The sequence below is a fragment of the Polaribacter litoreus genome (genome assembly GCF_054584775.1).
In genome coordinates this window covers 1-19220 of sequence record NZ_JBTLRD010000009.1, presented here as the reverse complement: position 1 = coordinate 19220, position 19220 = coordinate 1, and the positions used below count along the sequence as shown (strand labels likewise).

Sequence of the window (19220 nt, the reverse complement as noted above, 5' to 3'; positions counted from 1 at the left end):
TACTGAGTTAGCTGTAATTTCCAAGCAAACTCAAAATCTGAAAATTTATGAAAAGAATTTTAATTTTAGGACTATTAACTTTATCATTAATATCTTGCAATTCAAACAACAAGAACAAATTTAAAAAAGAGAAAAATATTGAATTTGTTAAAGAAAAAGATTCTGGGTTTACAGTTTACAAAACTAAAAATTTAATAGCAGGAAAAGCAAAGAAAATATATTCTACTAAAAACAGAAAGAAAACACAATTTCCAATAAACAGAAACTCAATAATTGAAATATCTGAAAAGAACTACATAAAAATATCTGAAAAAGAAATTTTAATCTGTAATAAAAATGAAAGAATAACGAAATCGCTCAAAGTTTTAAAAAAATGGATTGACAAAACTGGACCTTCAAATGTTTACGATTTAAAAGACAAAAATGGAACTGAATACTATTTAGACCATTATGTAGATATTAACAAAAAAAATTATTTAGCATTCAGATTTAAAGACTCTTTAACAACATATACAGATGAATAACGAGAAAAAAACTGTATTCACTAAATCTCTTTTCGATTTTGAAAATGTCGATTTAAACAATGACAAAACTGTTGAATTATATAACAGAATTTCTGAAACTGGAGACGACCGTTCAAAAATAATTTTAGCTGGAATTATTGTTGAATGGTATTTAGATAGAATTTTAAAATGTTTATTTATAGATTATAAAATTCTTACTAAAAGAAGTGATTTTACATTTTCTGTTAAAATTTCTATTTTAAAATCTTTAAGGCTTATTCCTTTAAACATAATCATAATGTGTGATTGCGTTAGAAAAATAAGAAATGAATTTGCTCATAATCTGAACATTGACAACATTAATCAAACAGAAAAGAAGTTTAAAGACCAAATTCATCAACTTTATGTAAAAAATGTAGAAAACACATCCGACATTGATTTGATTAAAAAATTTGAAAGTGTTTATAGACTTGGTTCAAGTCATTTAAGAACATATGAAAAAAATATTATTTTGTTAAGAGAAAGAATAGATGACCCTAATTTTGAAAAAGAATTAGATAAGTTAAACAACGAAAGAATGTTTGAATTTCATCAAAAACTTATGGAAAAAGAACCAATTGAAATAATAGAAAGAGGAAATAATGAAATTGAAATGAAATATTCAAAAAGTTTTGGAGTAATAAAAAAGAAAAAATAAAAACTACAGCTAACAACGTATAAAAAAAATTGCTGGTAAAAGCCAGTTTACGAAAGTCCTCGCGGACTTTCTATCTGTGATTTATTTGCTAACTTTAGTGCTTAAACCACGCAACTTTTCTTATACAACAACGATAAAAATAAATTTTTTATTGAAATTAGCTTACAAAGCAAATAGTGTAGCTGAAAAATCTCAAATGTAAATTAAGATTTTTTCATTACAGTTGAAATGACGGTCTTTTCAAAGAGCAAAGATTATAATCGATTAATAATTAGTGGTTTTTAAATCAAACACGCCTTAAATATCTTTTTTCTTCTTCTTTTTCTTTAATTTATTAAGCCAGATAATGGTTCCTGTAATCGGTAAACTTGTAGCTATTAAGCAAGCCAAGAAGTAAATTATTTTAGAAATATTTCCAAAAATTTCACCTGTATGAATTGGTTTTATTAAAGAAGCAAATTGTACATTTAAGGGTTTATATTTAAAATATTGTACATCCAAAATTTCACCAGAAGTGCTTAAGTATAACTTATCAGAAGTTACAGGAGACCAATTTGCTTTATTAGCTTTACTAATACTGAAATAATTATTTCTTTTAGAAGGGAAACTTATAGAAAGATCCCCTGAGTAATTTAAGGTAGTATTTGCAATTGCTACAGCCTGATTATATGATATTGTTTTGTCTTCAATATGGTTTTTTACGTCAAGTTTGGGGCTAGTTCTATTAAAAACTTTTGCGCCAATTAAAGTACTTAAACCAGATCTGTAACTTGTAAAAGACCAACACAAACCGGTTATAGACATTATAATTAAAAAAATACATGCATAAAAGCCCAATGTATTGTGCAAATCATAATTAATCCTTTTTAAATTTGCTTTGGTTTTAATTTTTAAGCCTTGTTTTATATACTTCCATTTTAATTTTTTAGGAAACCATAAAACAATACCAGAAATAGCCAATAGTATAAATATAATGGTAGCCACACCTACAATTGGTCTGCCTATTTTGGTGTCTAATAACAGCCACCTATGTAATCTAAACATAGTTGATAAAAATGCATCTGCACTAGATTTTTCTACTTGTTTGATTTCAGCAGTGTACGGATTTACCAAAATTGTAGTTCCTCTTCTTTGTTTAGGGTCTTTTTTTACTCTAAAGCTATAGGCTTTTAAGTCATCAGAAGGTATTTTTACACTCGAAACTACCCCTTGATTATTGTTTTTTAAAGCTAAAACTAAAGTGTCTACACTTAATTTTTGAGGTTTTTTTTCAATACGAAATTCATCAGAAAAAGCATCTTTAATTTCATGTTCAAAAACTAAAATGGTTCCGCTGAAACAAACCAAAAAAAGAATAATTCCACTGCCTAAACCTAACCAAAGGTGAATATCATTGATGAACTTTTTTAAACTATACTTCTTTTTACGCATGAGACCTCTATTTTATAATCAACTTAATATCTATACTTCTAAAACACACAAAAAATATCAGTTGTTTAGAATGAATATAAATAAAATGCGAAAATAATAATTGACTTTGAAATCACAAATTTTATTTAGACTTAATTTAAATAAAATTATTGCAAGACTATTTACAGGATGACATGAATAAAAAAAAGGCTTTTTCTAGTGAAAGAAAAAACCTTTGATAGGCTAATTATGCTTAGTCAGAACTATATAATTTAGTATCTGTAATGCTCTGGTTTGTATGGTCCTTCTACAGTAACACCAATATATTCTGCTTGGTCGTTACGTAATTCTGTTAACTCTACACCAATTTTTTCTAGGTGTAATTTTGCTACTTTTTCATCTAAATGTTTTGGTAACATGTATACTTTGTTTTCGTAAGCATCTGCATTGTTCCAAAGCTCCATTTGTGCCAAAGTTTGGTTGGTAAATGAGTTAGACATTACAAAACTTGGGTGCCCAGTTGCACAGCCTAAGTTTACCAAACGTCCTTCTGCTAAAATAATGATGTCTTTACCATCAATGGTATATTTATCAACCTGTGGCTTGATTTCTACTTTTGTATCACCATAGTTATCATTTAACCAAGCAATATCTAATTCGTTATCAAAATGCCCAATATTACAGATAATTGTTTTGTCTTTTACACCTTTAAAGTGCTCTGCTTTTACAATATCTTTATTCCCTGTTGTTGTGATAATGATATCAGCATTTGCCATCACAGTTTCTAATTTCTTAACTTCAAAACCGTCCATTGCAGCTTGTAATGCACAAATTGGGTCGATTTCTGTAACCGTAACAATAGAACCTGCACCTTTAAAAGAAGCAGCTGTACCTTTACCAACATCACCATAACCACAAACCACAACACGCTTACCTGCTAACATAATGTCTGTTGCTCTTCTAATTGCATCTACAGCAGATTCTTTACAACCGTATTTGTTATCGAATTTAGATTTGGTAACAGAATCGTTAATATTGATTGCTGGCATTGGTAACGTTCCGTTTTTTACTCTTTCGTAAAGTCTATGAACTCCTGTGGTTGTTTCTTCTGATAAACCATTGATTCCTGCAGCCAATTCTGGATATTTATCTAAAACCATGTTGGTTAAATCTCCACCATCATCTAAAATCATATTTAATGGCTTTTTGTCTTCACCAAAAAATAAAGTTTGCTCAATACACCAATCGAATTCTTCTTCATTCATCCCTTTCCATGCATACACAGGTGTTCCTGTAGCAGCAATTGCAGCAGCAGCTTGATCTTGTGTAGAAAAAATGTTACAAGAACTCCAAGTTACCTCAGCTCCTAAAGCTTGTAACGTTTCAATTAAAACCGCAGTCTGAATGGTCATGTGCAAACAACCTGCAATTCTTGCACCTTTTAATGGCTGAGCATCTTTATATTCTTCTCTTAAACTCATTAATCCTGGCATTTCTGCTTCTGCCAATTCTATTTCTTTTCTACCCCAATCTGCTAAAGAAATATCTTTAACTTTAAATGGTACGTAAGCTGTTTTTGTGCTCATATTATGTATATTTATTGTCTATTTTTTGCGACTGCAAAGTTACAACATAGAAATTAAAATATATGGCTCTTTACAAAACATTAACTATCAGCCCAGAAACCAAAATTTTTATCTGGAAAATAGAAGAATCTATTGATGAATTAAAAGCAGGAATTTCTTTGACCGAAAAGAATAAAATTCGATTTAATTCGATGAAATCTGATTTACATCAAAAAGGATTTTTATCTATAAGACACTTGTTAAAAGAAATTAATTTAACTGATGCTGATTTAATGTATGATGAATTTGGGAAGCCTCATTTAGATAAAGGACGATATATTTCTATTACACACTCTTTTAATTTTACAGCAATTATATATTCTACAGAAAAAGAAGTTGGTATTGATATTGAAAAACAGCGTGATAAAATTTTAAAAATGGCTCATAAATTTACACCAATTGAAGAGTATAAAACCATTGCCAATGCTGATGCTTTAATTAGTAAACTAACCATTGTTTGGGGAGCCAAAGAAAGTTTGTACAAAATTTACGGAAAGAAAAAACTACTTTTTTTACGTGATATTTATGTTGCTGATTTTAAATTTGCTGATGGAAAAACGGCTGGAGAAATCCGTTTTAACGGAGAAACTTTTTCTTATGCAGTAGAGTTTTTAGAATTTGAAGGTTTTACTTGTGTCTATGCATATTGATTTTTAAAAAACGATAAATTTTATTTTTTTAGAATTCATTCTCAGCGCAGCTAGTGTTATTTATCACCAATAAACTACATCTTATTCAGTACTATCGTAAAAGTAGTACCCTTATCAATTACAGACTTTTTTACGAATATTTTTCCATTATGATAATCTTCTACAATTCTTTTAGAAAGCGATAAACCTAAACCCCAACCCCGTTTTTTGGTTGTAAAACCAGGTTTAAAAATTTGTTTAAATAGTTTTTTGGGTATTCCTTTTCCTGTATCTGTAACTGTAATATTTATTTTCTTTGATGTGTTTTCTATATGTAAACTTAATTCTCCTTTGCCTAACATGGCATCTATGGCATTTTTAATTAAATTTTCTATAACCCAGCCAAATAATTCAGTATTCAGGTTGGTGTAAATTTCGTTTTTGGGAGAAGAAAACGAAAATGAAATTTGCTTAGAACTACGAGACTCTAAATAGTCAAAAGATTGCTTTGTAATCGTAACAACATTTTCTTTTTTTAGTTCAGGTATCGAACCAATTTTAGAAAAACGATTGGCAATTGTGTTTAACCTATGAACATCTTTTTCAATTTCATCAATATAGGTTTCATCAACTTTCTCCATTTTTAAGATAGATATCCAACCTAGAAGAGAAGATAGAGGTGTGCCAATTTGATGTGCAGTTTCTTTGGCCATTCCTGTCCATAATTTATTGGTTTCAGCAGCTTTATTAGAGCTGTAAAATAAATAAATGACAGCTAAAAACAGCACTAAAATTAAAATTAAAGCTAATGGATAATAAGTAAGTTTGTTTAATAAATCTGAATCTCTGTAATAGATATATTGTTTGTTTTTTCCATCATAACTAATTAAAATTGGCTCATTCTGTTCTTTCATAATAGCCAATTGTTTTTTTAAGTACTCTGGATTTAATGATTTAACAGAGTCTAAGTTTTGCGTATTGATAACGTTATCTTTTGCATCAACTAAAATCATAGGAATACTACTATTATTTTCTAGTATTTTAAGCGGTAGATCTACTTTTGCATTTAAATCTGTGCTTGAACCTATTTCTTTTTGCGCAGCTGCTAAAATTTCCATTTTAATACGCTCTTCTTGTTTAAATTTTTGAAAAAAAGAGTAGGTATTCCAAAGAATAGACAAAACGATTATAAACGAAACAAAAATTGTAATGCGTTTGAATAAAAGTGTATTTGAGAAAATTTCCATTAAAAACAAATATAAAGGTTTCTTGTATATAACTCGTTTCAAGATTTGATAGTATCTTTACTAGTAAATTTTTTGATTATGCTTTCAATAGACCCAAAAGAAATATCAACCCCCAAATTACACAGTTATTTATTAGGTGCAGTAGCTCCAAGGCCAATAGCTTTTGCAAGTACTATTGATGCTGATGGAAACCCCAATTTATCGCCATTTTCATTTTTTAATGTATTTGGTGCAAATCCGCCAATAATGATTTTTTCACCAGCAAGAAGTGTACGAAATAATACTACAAAAGATACCTTAGATAATGTAGAAATTACAAAAGAGGTTGTAATTAATGTGGTAAATTATGCCATTGTACAGCAAATGTCTTTGAGTAGTACAATGTACCCAAAAGGTGTAAACGAGTTTGAAAAATCGGGTTTAACGATGCTAAAATCTGATATTGTACAACCTTTTAGAGTCGCAGAATCTCCTGTGCAATTTGAGTGTAAAGTTACCGACATTATTTATACTGGAAATGAAGGTGGAGCTGGAAATTTAATTATTTGTGAAGTAGTAAAAATACATATTAGTAAGGCTGTTTTGGATGATAATGATGCAATAGATCAATATAAAATTGATTTAGTAGCAAGGGCAGGAGGGAGTTACTATTCGCGAGCCAAAGATGGTTTTTTCGAAATTCCGAAACCAATATCTAGTTTAGGAATGGGGGTAGATCAAATACCACAATCAATAAAAAATAGTGATGTTTTAACAGGTAATAATCTAGGAATGTTGGGCAATGTTGCTCAATTACCAGATGCAAAGGCTGTTGATAACTTTGCGAAAGAACATCCTGAATTTATTGGGTTAGAAACCGTAAAAAAACATACATTTGCTCAGAAGTTTTTAAAAATAAATGATGTAGAAAGTGCTTGGAAAGTGCTTTTAATTAAATAGTTAAGTTTATAGTATGGAAGTTATAGGAAAAATAAAATTGATTGGAGAGGTTCAAACATTTGGTTCAAACGGATTCAGAAAGAGAGAAATGGTAGTGACTACTGATGAACAATATCCGCAAATGATTATGATTGAGTTTATACAAGACAAAACAGACTTGTTAAACAATTTTAAAGTAGGGCAAGACGTAAAAGTATCTATCAATTTAAGAGGTAGAGAGTGGATTAATCCACAAGGAGAAGCAAAATATTTTAACTCTGTACAGGGGTGGAGAATTGAAAATTTATCTCAACAAGGTGCACCCAGCAACTTACCACCAGTAGATCAATTTGAGCCAGCATCTAAGGTTTCTGATGATGAGCCAGATGATTTACCATTTTAGATTATTAGATATTTAATGGTTTTGTTTTTTTGATTTTATAGAATTAAGAGACAAGATAAAAAAGAGAGAATTCATTTAATGAATTCTCTCTTTTTTTTGATTAATATATTTTTAGTCTTGGTTCTTGTCTCTAAAAATCTAACTGACTAAGTGTCTAAAAAAAAATCTACGATTTTTTAGGCATTGGCCCACGCAAATGAATAATCAATCCGTTCAAAAAATTACGCAAAAACTGATCTCCACATTCTACATATTTAGGATGATCTTCTTTTCTAAAAATAGCCCCTAACTCACCTTTAGTTACTTTAAAATCTACCAAAGCACAAATTTCTATAATATCTGTATCACGCAGTTTGTGTGCTACTCTTAGTTTTTTAAAAATATCGTTATTTGTTAATCCCATATTGCAAAGATAATTGTTTTAATGTACTACTTTAAAAATTGCCCACGCATAAATTGCAAATCTTGCAAAACGAAATAATCCGAAGAAAAAAACATTTTTAAAAGGATATTTAATCATACCAGCAGCAACACAAGCAATAGAAAAAGGTAGAGGTAATAAAGCGCCTGCTAAAATTAAAATGCCACCCCATTTTTTGGTATTTGCCAAATTCTTTGCCATTTTAATTTCTAAATATTCTTTTACTGAACGTATTTTTAAGGTCATTCTTCCTAAAAAGTAAGAAATTAACCCTCCTGAATAAGAAAGTGTTGCTAAAATAGCCAAGTTAATTATAGGTGTTCCTGTTTTTTTTGTCCATGCAATAAATATTTCTGGAGGAATTAAGCCCAATAAAGTTTCAGATATAAAAAATACAGCCAATACAGTACCTCTAGAAAACGTTTCTGTAAAATGACGCAAACCCTCATTAACATTGTACACGTATTTGTTAAATAAAAAAATGACTAAAACAATACCTAAAATTGGTAAAATTGCACTTTTAAGGTTTTTGCCAACAAAAGCATAAAAACCAGTGCGTTCATAATATTTATGAATCAGTTTGAATCTTTTTCCTTTCGATTTTTCTCTTTTTGGCATTTGCAGGGATCATTTATCAAAATGATTTGCAAAAATAGTGACAATTTTCGACAAATTTCCTTTATATTTAACATTAACGCATTTTTAAGAATTTGTTAATTTTACTTTATAAAAACTACTAAAATTGATTTGGCTTACGGATACAATTTCTTTTCCAGATTATAAATTTGCAACACCAGATGGTATTTTAGCTTTGGGAGGCGACTTGTCTGAAGAACGTTTAATTTACGCTTACAAAAACGGAATTTTCCCTTGGTTTTCTGAAGGTGATCCTATTGTTTGGTATTGCCCATCAGAGAGAATGGTGCTGTTTCCTGAGGATATAAAAGTGTCAAAATCGATGCGAAAAATCATTAAAAATAATGAGTTTGTAATCACAGAAAATCAAGCATTTGAAGAGGTAATCTATAATTGCAAAAACATCAACAGAAAAGATGGTTTTGGCACGTGGATTACAGATGATATGGAGCAAGCTTACATCAATTTACACAAAAGAGGAGTTGCAAAATCTATAGAAGTTTGGAAAGAAAAAAAATTAGTTGGTGGCTTGTATGGTGTAGAAATTAACCAAGTTTTTTGTGGAGAAAGCATGTTTAGCAAAGTGTCTAATGCTTCTAAATTGGCATTTGTTCACTTAGCAAAAAATAAAAATTATACATTGATAGATTGCCAAATTTATAATAAACATTTGGCAAGTTTAGGAGCTAAAGAAATTAATAGAAATATTTTTTTAAAGATTTTAAAAACTTAAAGTTTAACCAGTTTTTTAGAGATGGTTTTGCCGTTTTCAAATGCTGTTTTTAAGAAATAAACACCTTTTGATAGCTTTGAAATATCAATTTTTTGAATTTCTTTAGATTGTAAATCAATAGCATCAACCTTATAAAATTTAGAAGATAGCACATTAAATAATTCCATTTTTACCACTTTTAAAGGTGTTTTAATACTCAAATTTATTTCATTAGCTGTAGGATTTGGAAAGATTGAAATTTGAGGTTCAATATCCGAATTTTGGTCGGCAACCGATAGTTTTGATACTTCATTAAGTTCTTCTATTTTAAAGTAATCAATAACCATAGTGTGTGTGCCTGTCCATCTAAAATCGCCAGCCCAAGGCAAATTTCGATATCCAATAATTACTTCAGACCATCCTCTAGCAATATTGGTGTTAAAAGATTCTTGTAATACATTATCAATAAAAAAATCTACTTGATCTTCTTTCCAGTCTATGGTATAGGTATGAAATTTATCATCTATTAAAGATATTCTGTTGTTGTTTATATCAATCACAGGTTTTGAAGAACCTGTAAAAGGCAATGCTGTAATTTCATTTGCATCTCGCCAAGTGTTAAATCTTGCATCTGTCCATCCATTTGGAGGCAAAATATCATGTTTAGGAATTCCTGATTGTAAATCTTGAGCAACAACCTCAATATCAACTTCATTAAAAACATCACCAACATAACCATATGTAAAAATAAACGCAGCCAAACCACCATCTACAGCAGCACCTTTCATGCGTACTTCTAAACGATGATTTTCTCCTACACCTCCAAAAACTATGGTTTGATACGGGTATGTTAAATCCGTATCGTTACTTTTATCGGCATCTACAGTAATGTATGCAAATCCGTCACCAGGTATAAAACTTTCCCAACCTATTTGTTGTGGATGAATATCGTTAAAAAATTTCCAATAACTATTTTTCGGGATATTTTTAGGATAACCTTTTGTATCGAAATTTTCTGTGTACGTAGTTTGGCTTATCGCAAAAAAACAATTAAAACTTAATACTGTAAATAGTAAGATTTTTGAGCTCATCAATGGTAATCAAAAATTTTTGTGCTAAATTAAGTATTTATTACAAATTGAACGTTTTAAATTTCTTTTACAAAATTTAAAAATACTTTTTTATGCAATTCAAGATTCATATTTCCAGAAAGTGAAGTACGTACAATATAATCTTTATCTCCTTCTTTTGTTGTGCCTTGAGTTGATGTTGCAGGGATAGTCCAATAAGAACCTTTTAGTTGCCCATAGCTTACACAAAATTTACTTTCATCAGGAATTTCGGTAATCATTTTATTGATTAACTTCAAGTTAAGTGCTCTCTTATAAGCTTCTTTTTCAGTGTCAGAATTTCCTTTTGTAGGTAAATCTAAAGAAAATACAGAGGGTGTAAAACCTTTTTTAGCCAAATGTTCTGAAACAAAATTTATTTTTGCAGTGGGTAAATTTTTTTGAATAAAAGTAACAAACTCACGTGTATTTTGATAAGCAGCCTCAATTCTTTGATTCATTGATGGCATTTGGTTTGCTAAGATTTCATATTGATGATTTGTAGCTTCGTTATCGAAAAGCTGTAAATGAATAGCTATTTTATCTAACAAAAGCTGTGTTTTATCAGTTCCTACACAATAGCCAGCTGTACACTTTCCTCCACTTGGAAACTTAGAACCGCTTGCATACGAAATTGTGCGTACTTCAGATAGTATTTTACCTTTACCTAAAAAGTGTACATTTGGGCAAAAAGTTTGGTCTAAAATAAACACAGGATCAATGGCAATTTTACCAGAATTTGTAGTCCTTTTTTTACTTAAAACATTTTTTAAATCATCTAAATTTGGTACTTCTACTCTTGGATTGGTTGGAATTTCTGCAATGATATATGGAATAGCATCATCTTTTGCAATTTTTGCCAAAACTGTATCAATACTTTGCACCATATCATTATCACCATCTACAGGTAAATCTACAATCTCTACATTTTTTAAACACGCAGCAACTCTTCTGGCCTGGTCATTTGTGCCCCCATAACAATTGGGTGGCACAATAAATTTAATGGGTTTTTGAGGATGCTGCTTTTGAGCGTCATCAATTAACCCCATCATTATAGCATACTGCATAGACAAACCACTCGAAGCTACTAAGGGTTTTGTACGAGTACCTGTAATTTTTTTAATAACTTCTAACACTATTTTTTTGTTAGATGTGATATCAATTTGTGAAAAATCAACAGAATTTAATTGAATTAAAGACTGTAAAGCCATAAGAGCATTTTTAGGCGTCATTGCAATAGTTTCTCTTCTCCTTACATGCTGAATGTCTGAAATATAGCTTTTGTTTTTTTGTCCGTTAACCAAAATGATACTGCCCAGGTTTTGGGTACAGTTTACAAAAAAATCGATATTTGTGTGATTATTAAAATTAGAAATATCATTTTTTTGCGAGATAAAAATAGTGCTTCCGTCAAATTTAGAAGTATTGTTCAGCGACTCAATTTTTTTAATTTCAAATTGATAACCATAAACGTTTTTAATAAGATTTGTATTAAAAAATTCAGGGAGCTCATCAATATAAAGAATCTGAGTGTTTTTGTTATCTAGTAAATTTTTTCTAAGTATTGCTAAAACTGGAGCTGTTCTTGAAGAAAAACTAATGATATTTTCTGATTTCTGAGCGGTTAAATTTGCAATGGTCCACTCTAAAATACAAGATAATGGATGCCCTAAGCGAATATAGTCGTAAGCAGTTGGTAAGTTTTTTAAAGCACTTTTTGTAGAATTATTATGATGATATAAATGTGTAAAGTTGTCTAAAAATGCGGTTTTAGCTAAAGATTCATTATAAATATCAAGTCTGTGTGTGGTTAAATATAACCAATCTGAAGGCATGTTGTTTAAAACATCTTCAATATAGTTTAGTACTTTATTTTTCTGCATATTATTTGCTTTTCATGAAAGGGTTAAAGATACAATATCTTGTTTTTTATAGTCGATTGAAAAGCCAAATTATTACTTATTTCTTTTTGAGAAATAGAATTTTTTGAGGTACTATATACTCGGTTTTGCTAATATTTGACGACTAATTTTAGTAATGTACTTCCTTTTTTGAATTTGAGAGGATGCCTTTTTAAAGTAATCGATATTTTACCATATGCTTTGAGATTTTCATTCCAAATTAATTGAACTGAATGCTTTTACAACATTTGTATTGGTATTTATCACTTTTAAAAAAAGGAACAAACCAATTTTTCCGTTATTTGTTTATCTGTGTTTTTGTTGTTAAAGTTTGCGAAAAAAATCCGTTTTTGTTTTTAAAATAGGATAAGCTTCTGCAATAAAAACAGGTTTGTAGTGTTTTTGGGCAAAAGTTGTCATTTCATCATCTAGATTATGAAAATAGGAGTAGCCACATCAATCTAGAATACATACCTAAAGATACCAAAAAAGAGGCTATCTTCTCAGAAAGCCTCTTACTATAAAAATAATTTTGGTATTATTTCTTAGCCAACAAATCTCTAATTTCAGCCAATAAATCTTCTTGACTTGGACCTTTTGGAGCTTCAGGTTTAGGTTCTTCTTTCTTTTTTGTGGCGTTAATTCCTTTTATCATCATAAACATTACAAAAGCTACGATTATAAAGTCGATAACGTTGGTAATAAAATCTCCATATAAAACAGCAACTTCACCCACAACCTTACCTGTTTCATCAGCCACACCTTCTTTAGCAATCCATTTTAAATCTTTAAAATCAGCTTTAAAAATTAAGCCAATTAAAGGAGAAACTATTCCTCCAGTAAAAGAAGTTACAACCTGTTTAAAAGCGGCACCCATTACAAAACCTACAGCAATATCTACAAGGTTTCCCTTCATTGCAAAGGCTTTAAATTCTTTAAGCATTCCCATTTGTATTTGATTTTTAATTAGTTAATCTAAGCTAAAGTAGAAAAAATAATTTTTGGGCAATTTGTTTATTCGATAAAAGGTATCGTTTGCCCTTTTAAGTTTCCGATTTTTAAGTTTTGTGGAATATTATTTTAAAATCTTTTTAATACGTGTAGAAATAGCAGTTAGGGTTTCGTAAACAATAGTTTCAGAAATAGTAGCTATATGTTGTATCATTTGTTGAGTATTAAAAATAATAACCTCATCACCTTCATTACAATCAATTTTGGTAACATCAACCATAATCATATCCATACAAACGTTGCCAATTATTTTTGCTTTTTGATTGTTGATGAGTACAAATCCTTTTTTATTTCCTAATTTTCTAGATAAACCATCTGCATGACCAACAGGTATTGTAGCAGATTTGGTTGGTCTTTTAGCTACAAATGCTCTGTTATAGCCCACAGTTTCACCTGGTTGAATGATATGAATTTGAGAAATTATCGATTTTAGATTGTGTGTATTTTTTAGTTGCGCTGTTTCTTGTTGATCATTTCCAAAGCCATATAAACCAATGCCAACGCGAACCATATTAAACTGAGCTTTTGCAAAATTAACAACTCCAGAAGTGTTTAAAATATGCAACATAGGTTCGTAACCCAAGTGTTTGTAAAATTGCTGAGCAATGTATGCAAAATTATTAATTTGATTGATGGTAAAATCTTGCTCTTCTAAATCTTCACTTGCTGCCAAATGAGAAAATAAAGATTGTATTTTAATATGATTGGTTTCTTTTAAATCTGCTATTATTTTAGGAATATCTGTATGCCAAAATCCTAATCTATTTAAACCTGTGTTGAATTTAAGATGCACAGGGTAATTCATTAACGGAAATTTATCTGCCAATTTTAAAAAAGCATTAAAAATTTTAAAATTGTATAAATTTGGTTCTAAACGATAATCAATAACAGCTTGTAAATTTGGTATTTGTGGGTGCAAAACCAAAATAGGTGTTTTTACATTAGCTTTACGTAAAGCAACACCTTCGTGAGTATAAGCCACTGCAAAATAATCTACTTTATCTTGTAAAAATTGCGCCACTTGAACGCCATCTGATCCGTAGCCAAAAGCTTTAACAACGGCTAAAATTTTAGTGTCAGCATTTAGTTTTTTCTTGAAATAATTCAGGTTATGCAGCAACGCATTTCCGTCAATTTCTAAAACGGTTACATGGTTATTCATATTTTTATGCTGAACTAGATTCAGTATCTCTTGAACTAGTTTCAGTATCTTATTACTTTGTTTCAGAATCTGTTTTATTAGACTCAGATTTAATTTCTGAAGAAATTTCTTCTTTTTTATTCCTCACAGCTTTATAGTATGCAGCTCTGCTTAAAGGTTCATATTCTTCAGTTTCACCTAACATCACCAACTTATCATTTTGCGCCTTTCTAAAACTATAATGTGCTAAATTTCCTGTGTGTGTGCAAACCGCATGTACTTTGGTTACGTATTCTGCAGTTGCCATTAAGGCAGGCATTGGTCCAAAAGGATTTCCTTTAAAATCCATATCTAAACCAGCCACAATAACACGTACACCTCTATTTGCCAAGTCATTACAAACCGCTACAATTTCATCATCAAAAAATTGAGCTTCATCAATACCCACCACATCAACATTATTGGCTAATAATCTAATATTAGAAGAAACAGGTACAGGTGTAGAGCGAATTCTAGAATCGTTATGAGAAACTACCTCTTCTTCATCATAACGTGTATCTACAGCAGGTTTAAAAATTTCTACTCTTTGCTTTGCAAATTGGGCGCGTTTTAAGCGTCTGATCAATTCTTCTGTTTTGCCAGAAAACATAGATCCGCAAATAACTTCTATCCAACCAAATTGTTCTGTATGATTTACGGTATTTTCAAGAAACATTTTGTAATTTTAGGCGTTATAAATTAAGTCTATTTTTCGGCGCTTACAAATTTAGGAATAAATCATAGTAAAATTTAATATCAACAGAGAACTTATGCACAAAAAATTGGAAGCAGATTTAATCAGTTTAGCACACAGCATTTTAACTATGAAAAATAAAGATGATGTGTTTGCGCTAAAAGAAAAATCTAAAGAAGTATATGAAAAACTGTCTATGTTGGCTTTTGTAGAAGAATATGTAAATACCACCCCGAATTTAGAAACTACAAAAGAGGTATTGATAGAAAAAATAACTACAGCTTTTAATGCTAAAGAAAATTTGAAAGAAGAAGAATCAACTACTGAACAAAAAGTTCAAGAAACAGTAATTGATGAAGCTGAAAAAGAAAAAGTACATCAAATACAAGAAAGTAAAACAGAAGCACCAATAGAGCAGCCCTTTGATGAATTAGAAGCGTTAATGTTTTCATCAAAAGAAGCATCAGATGAAGTAATATCAGAAGAAAATGTGGAAGATGTTATAGAATCGCAGTTAAAAGAGGTTGAAAACGAGAGTGAACCTAATACACCAATAGTAAGTGATGCTGCAAAAGTTGAAGAGTGTAAAATAATGTCTTTAGAAGAAGAGTTGCAAGATATTGTTTCTGTAGATGTTATGGCTGATTTTTTTGAAAATGCACAACCAAAATCGTTAAACGACAAATTGGCAGCTAACATACAAATTGGTTTAAATGATAGAATTGCCTTTGTAAAACACTTATTTAATAATCAACATGAAGATTATAATCGCGTTATTTCTCAGTTAAATACGTTTAAGTCAGAAAAAGATGCAAAAACATTTATCAAAACTTTAGTAAAACCAGATTACGATTGGTCTGAAAAAGAAGAGTTAGAAAATCGTTTTATGGAAATAATATCACGTAAATTTGCATAAATAGTTAAAATTTTGTGTTTAAAGTTCAAAATTGATACTTCCAACTTCATACATCTAACTACAAATTTTAATCTTTGAAACCCATTTTAATTCATACCCATTTTCATAAACGTAAAACAGGTATTACAAGAAGTATAGAAAATGTACTTCCTTTTTTTGATGACGAGTTTGAAACCTACGTATATGGTTCAAATATAGACGGAACTCATATAACCACCTCAAAATTAAAATCTATTTTATTTTCTGATGAAAAAACAGTGGTGCATTGTCATAGAAATAACGAAATACTAAAAATGCTTTGGTATCGTATGTTAGGCGCAAAATTTACCTTGGTAGCTACTAGGCATGCAGAAACTAAACCATCTAAATTAACGCTATTTTTACTCAACAAATCAGATATAGTTATTACGCTTGTAAAAAGTATGAGTAAAGGTTTGGGCATTAAAAACACCATTGTTGGCCATGGAGTGCGCGTTAGCGAATTTGTTCCTAAAAAAAGCGTATGGCTTAGAAATGTAGATCAAGAAAACATAATTTTAAATGCGGGAAGAGTGCGAAAAGCAAAAGGACAAATTGTTTTGCTAGAAGCCGCTAAAGTTTTAAAACATCATAAAGATTGGGCATTAGTTATTGTTGGGCAAGTAGATAAACCTGAGTTTTTAAAAGAATTAAAAACAATAGCAAAAAAATACAACATAGAAAAACAGGTTTATTTTGTAAACGAAACTAGAGAAATTATTAAGTATTACCAAACTTCAAAAATAGTTGTGGCACCCAGTTTTTCTGAAGGTTTTTCTTTGGTTACTGCAGAAGCTATGGCTTGTGAATGTTCTGTAATTGCAACCAAAAATGTGGGTGTACACTCAGAGTTAATTACTCACCAAAAAAATGGATATTTGTTTGATGCTGGAAATAGCAATCAATTAGAAAAATTATTATTAAAACAAATAAAAGGAGAAAACCCACTTTTAGGGGCAGCAGCAAGAACAGAAATAGTACAAAATTGGAGTGCAGAAAAAGAAGCCAAACAGTTAATTAAAGTATATCAATCAAAATTAATATAAACATGAAAAAACGTATAATTTTTATTGCAGCTATTTTATTTGGGGCAGTAGCATTTCATGCACAAGAAATTGAAATGAAAAAAGTTTGGGGTGGTTATCAATTTTTACAAGATGGTAAAATGCTGAATGTAAAAAATATGCAAGAGATTATGAAAAATAATCAAGAAGCGTTAGATTTAATATCATCAGCAAAATCAAATCAAAATTGGGCATTAGCATTGGGTACTGCTGGTGGATTTTTAGTAGGTTACCCTCTAGGAACGTCAATAGGTGGTGGAGATCCTCAATGGGCATTAGCAGGTGCAGGCGCTGCTTTAATTGCAGCAACAATTCCAATTATTAAAGGCTTTAATAAAAAAGCCTCAAAAGCGGTTGAATTGTATAATGCAGGTATATCTTCTACAAGTTATAAATTTAATCCTTCGTTTCATTTTAATATACAAGGTGCAAATATGGGTATTGCAATGAAATTCTGATAGTTACACTTTTTGTTGTAACAAAATTAAAGGTGAATCGTTTTATAAGAAAACCAAATAACATGAAACGATTTACCTTTTTTTTATGCTTGCTTTTTGCATTAAACAGCACAGCGCAAGAAGTTACTTTTAAAAATTTTTACAAAACACATAAAGAGCAATCTGCTTTTTCAATAAACTTAAACGCATCATTTGCAGGTTCTTTTTTAAGTGATGATGATCATGACGATTTACAAAAATTACTAAAAAAATCGAGCGATTTTAAATTAATGGTTTTTAATAATGAAGATGCAACTGTATCTAAAGATTTTAAAAAGTACATTAAAAAGAACAGGTTAAAAACTATGGCTCGTGTAAAAGGAGATGATGGTAAAGCTTCTTTTTACATTTTAGAAAAGAATAATATTATAAAAGAAATTATTCTACAAGCCAATAGCCAAGGAGATCAATTGGTACTATTGGGCATAAAAACCAATTTAACCACAGATGAGCTTGCAGAAATGATGTCGAAATCTAACATCAAAACCGATTAACAAAACAATCAACTTGTCATTTCAACCTTGTGATGAAATCACACAAATAAGAATTTGTTTAGATTTCTTTATAAAGTCAAAATGACAAGTACAACGAATTTTTATAGAACTTCTTTCAATTGCGCAACCACTTTTTTACTATTCCCTATAAAAATTGTATCATCAACTATAAAAACAGGACGTTTTAAAAAGGTGTATTCTTGCAACAAATAGTTCTTATAATCGGCTTCAGATAAGTTTTGGTTTTTCAAATCCATAGATGTATATAATCTTGCACGTTTATTAAATAACCCTTCATAACTGCCAGAAAGCGCATACATTTCGTCGAGCTGTGTTTCAGTAATATTATTCGTTTTAATTTCTTGATGCTCAAACCCAGCTGTATTTACCTCTTTTAAAATTCTTTTACAGGTATCACAAGTTTGCAAAAAATAGACTTTCTTCATGTTTAATCAATTATATTTACAGTATCAAAATTACTGATAAAAATGAACACTCACTTTTATATTTTAAAAAAATCGAGAGCACTTTTAATGAAAGAATTAGAAGGCTTAACCTTAGATGATCTTCATAAAATTCCTGAAGGTTTTAAAAATAACATTGCTTGGAATGTGGCACATTTGGTAGTAACACAACAATTGTTGCACTATAAATTATCAGGCTTAAATCCTTTATGTCCAGACGAATTGATAGAGGCACACAGAAAAGGAACAGTACCAACAAAAACCTTTACAGCAGAAGAATTTGAAGAGTTAAAAGAACTTTTAATTGGCTTACCAGACACTTTAGAAGAAGATTTTAACGCAGGTATTTTTCAGAATTATACAGAATATCCAACAAGTACAGGCGTTGTTTTAGATAGTATAAACATTGCAATTCCGTTTAATAATTTTCATGAAGGCATTCATTACGGAATTATAAGATCTATTAAAAAGTTTTTATAGAAGCTATTTCCAGCTTTCAGCACTCGCTTTTTTTTATGGTGAATGTATTTTTGCATCTTTTCTTTAAAAGAAGTAATTGAATTACTATTAAAGCATTTAATTTAAGTATAGCATAAAAAAAGAGCTCAAACAAATGCTTCAATCTGGGCTCATATCTTTGAGATATTCAAAGATATCTAAATTTTCTATCT

The 19220-nt window shown here is 29.9% G+C and carries 22 protein-coding genes; 11 read left to right on the top strand and 11 right to left on the bottom strand.

Annotation, left to right across the window (positions count from 1 at the left end; genetic code table 11):
- Positions 1-47 precede the first annotated feature (47 nt).
- Together ACW9UN_RS09370 and ACW9UN_RS09365 are read left to right on the top strand one after the other, a co-directional pair.
- Positions 48-524 carry a hypothetical protein gene (locus ACW9UN_RS09370; protein ID WP_459486006.1) on the top strand — a complete coding sequence of 159 codons (477 nt, stop codon included), beginning with the start codon at positions 48-50 and terminating at the stop codon, positions 522-524.
- Positions 517-1200 (top strand): hypothetical protein, encoded by a 684-nt coding sequence (locus tag ACW9UN_RS09365; RefSeq protein WP_459486005.1) that lies wholly within the window; start codon positions 517-519, stop codon positions 1198-1200. The genes ACW9UN_RS09370 and ACW9UN_RS09365 overlap by 8 nt, the downstream gene beginning before the upstream one ends.
- 297 nt (positions 1201-1497) lie before the next feature.
- Here the strand turns inward: ACW9UN_RS09365 and ACW9UN_RS09360 are convergent, their stop codons facing one another.
- Both ACW9UN_RS09360 and ahcY read right to left on the bottom strand, forming a co-directional pair.
- A complete protein-coding gene (locus tag ACW9UN_RS09360; RefSeq protein ID WP_459486004.1) occupies positions 1498-2631 on the bottom strand; it encodes a PepSY-associated TM helix domain-containing protein in 1134 nt (377 codons plus the stop codon).
- Positions 2632-2882: 251 nt separating this feature from the next.
- On the bottom strand, positions 2883-4196 hold the full coding sequence (gene ahcY / locus ACW9UN_RS09355) for an adenosylhomocysteinase (RefSeq protein WP_459486003.1): 1314 nt from the start codon (positions 4194-4196) through the stop codon (positions 2883-2885).
- A 62-nt stretch (positions 4197-4258) separates the two neighbouring features.
- Here ahcY and ACW9UN_RS09350 point away from each other — a divergent pair, with 62 nt between their 5' ends.
- The gene (locus ACW9UN_RS09350; protein ID WP_459486002.1) at positions 4259-4885 is read left to right on the top strand and encodes a 4'-phosphopantetheinyl transferase family protein; all 627 of its coding nucleotides are present in this window, start codon (positions 4259-4261) and stop codon (positions 4883-4885) included.
- A 74-nt stretch (positions 4886-4959) separates the two neighbouring features.
- Here the strand turns inward: ACW9UN_RS09350 and ACW9UN_RS09345 are convergent, their stop codons facing one another.
- A complete protein-coding gene (locus ACW9UN_RS09345; protein WP_459486001.1) occupies positions 4960-6111 on the bottom strand; it encodes a sensor histidine kinase in 1152 nt (383 codons plus the stop codon).
- A 78-nt stretch (positions 6112-6189) separates the two neighbouring features.
- On the opposite strand from ACW9UN_RS09345, the gene ACW9UN_RS09340 reads away from it, so the two are divergent.
- Positions 6190-7050 (top strand): flavin reductase family protein, encoded by an 861-nt coding sequence (locus ACW9UN_RS09340; protein ID WP_459486000.1) that lies wholly within the window; start codon positions 6190-6192, stop codon positions 7048-7050.
- 13 nt (positions 7051-7063) lie between these two features.
- On the top strand, positions 7064-7432 hold the full coding sequence (locus ACW9UN_RS09335) for a DUF3127 domain-containing protein (RefSeq protein WP_459485999.1): 369 nt from the start codon (positions 7064-7066) through the stop codon (positions 7430-7432).
- Positions 7433-7598: 166 nt separating this feature from the next.
- Here the strand turns inward: ACW9UN_RS09335 and ACW9UN_RS09330 are convergent, their stop codons facing one another.
- Positions 7599-7835: a DUF1456 family protein gene (locus ACW9UN_RS09330; protein WP_397444577.1), complete on the bottom strand. Its 237-nt coding sequence runs from the start codon at positions 7833-7835 to the stop codon at positions 7599-7601.
- 18 nt (positions 7836-7853) lie between these two features.
- The gene (locus ACW9UN_RS09325) at positions 7854-8471 is read right to left on the bottom strand and encodes a YqaA family protein (protein WP_459485998.1); all 618 of its coding nucleotides are present in this window, start codon (positions 8469-8471) and stop codon (positions 7854-7856) included.
- 124 nt (positions 8472-8595) lie between these two features.
- Between ACW9UN_RS09325 and aat the strand changes: the two genes are divergently transcribed.
- Positions 8596-9222 (top strand): leucyl/phenylalanyl-tRNA--protein transferase, encoded by a 627-nt coding sequence (gene aat, locus ACW9UN_RS09320; RefSeq protein WP_459485997.1) that lies wholly within the window; start codon positions 8596-8598, stop codon positions 9220-9222.
- On the opposite strand, the gene ACW9UN_RS09315 is transcribed toward aat, so the two are convergent.
- The 5 genes from ACW9UN_RS09315 to ACW9UN_RS09295 form a co-directional block, all read right to left on the bottom strand.
- Positions 9219-10292, bottom strand: coding sequence for a T9SS type A sorting domain-containing protein (locus ACW9UN_RS09315; RefSeq protein WP_459485996.1), 1074 nt, complete (start codon positions 10290-10292; stop codon positions 9219-9221). The genes aat and ACW9UN_RS09315 overlap by 4 nt on opposite strands.
- A 56-nt stretch (positions 10293-10348) precedes the next feature.
- Positions 10349-12193 carry a PLP-dependent aminotransferase family protein gene (locus ACW9UN_RS09310; RefSeq protein ID WP_459485995.1) on the bottom strand — a complete coding sequence of 615 codons (1845 nt, stop codon included), beginning with the start codon at positions 12191-12193 and terminating at the stop codon, positions 10349-10351.
- 556 nt (positions 12194-12749) lie between these two features.
- Positions 12750-13154, bottom strand: a complete 405-nt coding sequence (gene mscL / locus ACW9UN_RS09305; protein WP_459486114.1) for a large-conductance mechanosensitive channel protein MscL — start codon at positions 13152-13154, stop codon at positions 12750-12752.
- Positions 13155-13286: 132 nt separating this feature from the next.
- Complete coding sequence (gene alr / locus ACW9UN_RS09300) at positions 13287-14384, bottom strand: alanine racemase (RefSeq protein WP_459485994.1); 1098 nt, start codon at positions 14382-14384, stop codon at positions 13287-13289.
- A 52-nt stretch (positions 14385-14436) separates the two neighbouring features.
- Complete coding sequence (locus ACW9UN_RS09295; RefSeq protein WP_459485993.1) at positions 14437-15078, bottom strand: thymidine kinase; 642 nt, start codon at positions 15076-15078, stop codon at positions 14437-14439.
- A gap of 94 nt (positions 15079-15172) precedes the next feature.
- Between ACW9UN_RS09295 and ACW9UN_RS09290 the strand changes: the two genes are divergently transcribed.
- From ACW9UN_RS09290 to ACW9UN_RS09275, 4 genes are all read left to right on the top strand, one after another.
- The gene (locus ACW9UN_RS09290) at positions 15173-16012 is read left to right on the top strand and encodes a DUF8457 domain-containing protein (protein WP_459485992.1); all 840 of its coding nucleotides are present in this window, start codon (positions 15173-15175) and stop codon (positions 16010-16012) included.
- A gap of 74 nt (positions 16013-16086) precedes the next feature.
- Positions 16087-17076 carry a glycosyltransferase family 4 protein gene (locus ACW9UN_RS09285; RefSeq protein ID WP_459485991.1) on the top strand — a complete coding sequence of 330 codons (990 nt, stop codon included), beginning with the start codon at positions 16087-16089 and terminating at the stop codon, positions 17074-17076.
- Positions 17077-17078: 2 nt separating this feature from the next.
- Positions 17079-17552 (top strand): hypothetical protein, encoded by a 474-nt coding sequence (locus tag ACW9UN_RS09280; protein ID WP_459485990.1) that lies wholly within the window; start codon positions 17079-17081, stop codon positions 17550-17552.
- A 62-nt stretch (positions 17553-17614) separates the two neighbouring features.
- Complete coding sequence (locus ACW9UN_RS09275) at positions 17615-18085, top strand: DUF4252 domain-containing protein (protein WP_459485989.1); 471 nt, start codon at positions 17615-17617, stop codon at positions 18083-18085.
- Positions 18086-18186: 101 nt separating this feature from the next.
- Here the strand turns inward: ACW9UN_RS09275 and ACW9UN_RS09270 are convergent, their stop codons facing one another.
- The gene (locus ACW9UN_RS09270) at positions 18187-18531 is read right to left on the bottom strand and encodes an arsenate reductase family protein (RefSeq protein ID WP_459485988.1); all 345 of its coding nucleotides are present in this window, start codon (positions 18529-18531) and stop codon (positions 18187-18189) included.
- Positions 18532-18573: 42 nt separating this feature from the next.
- On the opposite strand from ACW9UN_RS09270, the gene ACW9UN_RS09265 reads away from it, so the two are divergent.
- A complete protein-coding gene (locus ACW9UN_RS09265) occupies positions 18574-19029 on the top strand; it encodes a DinB family protein (RefSeq protein WP_459485987.1) in 456 nt (151 codons plus the stop codon).
- Positions 19030-19220 lie beyond the last annotated feature (191 nt).

Bases quoted from the DNA above. Each gene is read 5' to 3' on its own strand.
- ACW9UN_RS09370 (WP_459486006.1), top strand. From the start codon at position 48: ATGAAAAGAATTTTAATTTTAGGACTATTAACTTTATCATTAATATCT.
- ACW9UN_RS09365 (WP_459486005.1), top strand. From the start codon at position 517: ATGAATAACGAGAAAAAAACTGTATTCACTAAATCTCTTTTCGATTTT.
- ACW9UN_RS09360 (WP_459486004.1), bottom strand. From the start codon at position 2,631: ATGCGTAAAAAGAAGTATAGTTTAAAAAAGTTCATCAATGATATTCAC.
- ahcY (WP_459486003.1), bottom strand. From the start codon at position 4,196: ATGAGCACAAAAACAGCTTACGTACCATTTAAAGTTAAAGATATTTCT.
- ACW9UN_RS09350 (WP_459486002.1), top strand. From the start codon at position 4,259: ATGGCTCTTTACAAAACATTAACTATCAGCCCAGAAACCAAAATTTTT.
- ACW9UN_RS09345 (WP_459486001.1), bottom strand. From the start codon at position 6,111: ATGGAAATTTTCTCAAATACACTTTTATTCAAACGCATTACAATTTTT.
- ACW9UN_RS09340 (WP_459486000.1), top strand. From the start codon at position 6,190: ATGCTTTCAATAGACCCAAAAGAAATATCAACCCCCAAATTACACAGT.
- ACW9UN_RS09335 (WP_459485999.1), top strand. From the start codon at position 7,064: ATGGAAGTTATAGGAAAAATAAAATTGATTGGAGAGGTTCAAACATTT.
- ACW9UN_RS09330 (WP_397444577.1), bottom strand. From the start codon at position 7,835: ATGGGATTAACAAATAACGATATTTTTAAAAAACTAAGAGTAGCACAC.
- ACW9UN_RS09325 (WP_459485998.1), bottom strand. From the start codon at position 8,471: ATGCCAAAAAGAGAAAAATCGAAAGGAAAAAGATTCAAACTGATTCAT.
- ACW9UN_RS09315 (WP_459485996.1), bottom strand. From the start codon at position 10,292: ATGAGCTCAAAAATCTTACTATTTACAGTATTAAGTTTTAATTGTTTT.
- ACW9UN_RS09310 (WP_459485995.1), bottom strand. From the start codon at position 12,193: ATGCAGAAAAATAAAGTACTAAACTATATTGAAGATGTTTTAAACAAC.
- mscL (WP_459486114.1), bottom strand. From the start codon at position 13,154: ATGCTTAAAGAATTTAAAGCCTTTGCAATGAAGGGAAACCTTGTAGAT.
- alr (WP_459485994.1), bottom strand. From the start codon at position 14,384: ATGAATAACCATGTAACCGTTTTAGAAATTGACGGAAATGCGTTGCTG.
- ACW9UN_RS09295 (WP_459485993.1), bottom strand. From the start codon at position 15,078: ATGTTTCTTGAAAATACCGTAAATCATACAGAACAATTTGGTTGGATA.
- ACW9UN_RS09290 (WP_459485992.1), top strand. From the start codon at position 15,173: ATGCACAAAAAATTGGAAGCAGATTTAATCAGTTTAGCACACAGCATT.
- ACW9UN_RS09280 (WP_459485990.1), top strand. From the start codon at position 17,079: ATGAAAAAACGTATAATTTTTATTGCAGCTATTTTATTTGGGGCAGTA.
- ACW9UN_RS09275 (WP_459485989.1), top strand. From the start codon at position 17,615: ATGAAACGATTTACCTTTTTTTTATGCTTGCTTTTTGCATTAAACAGC.
- ACW9UN_RS09270 (WP_459485988.1), bottom strand. From the start codon at position 18,531: ATGAAGAAAGTCTATTTTTTGCAAACTTGTGATACCTGTAAAAGAATT.
- ACW9UN_RS09265 (WP_459485987.1), top strand. From the start codon at position 18,574: ATGAACACTCACTTTTATATTTTAAAAAAATCGAGAGCACTTTTAATG.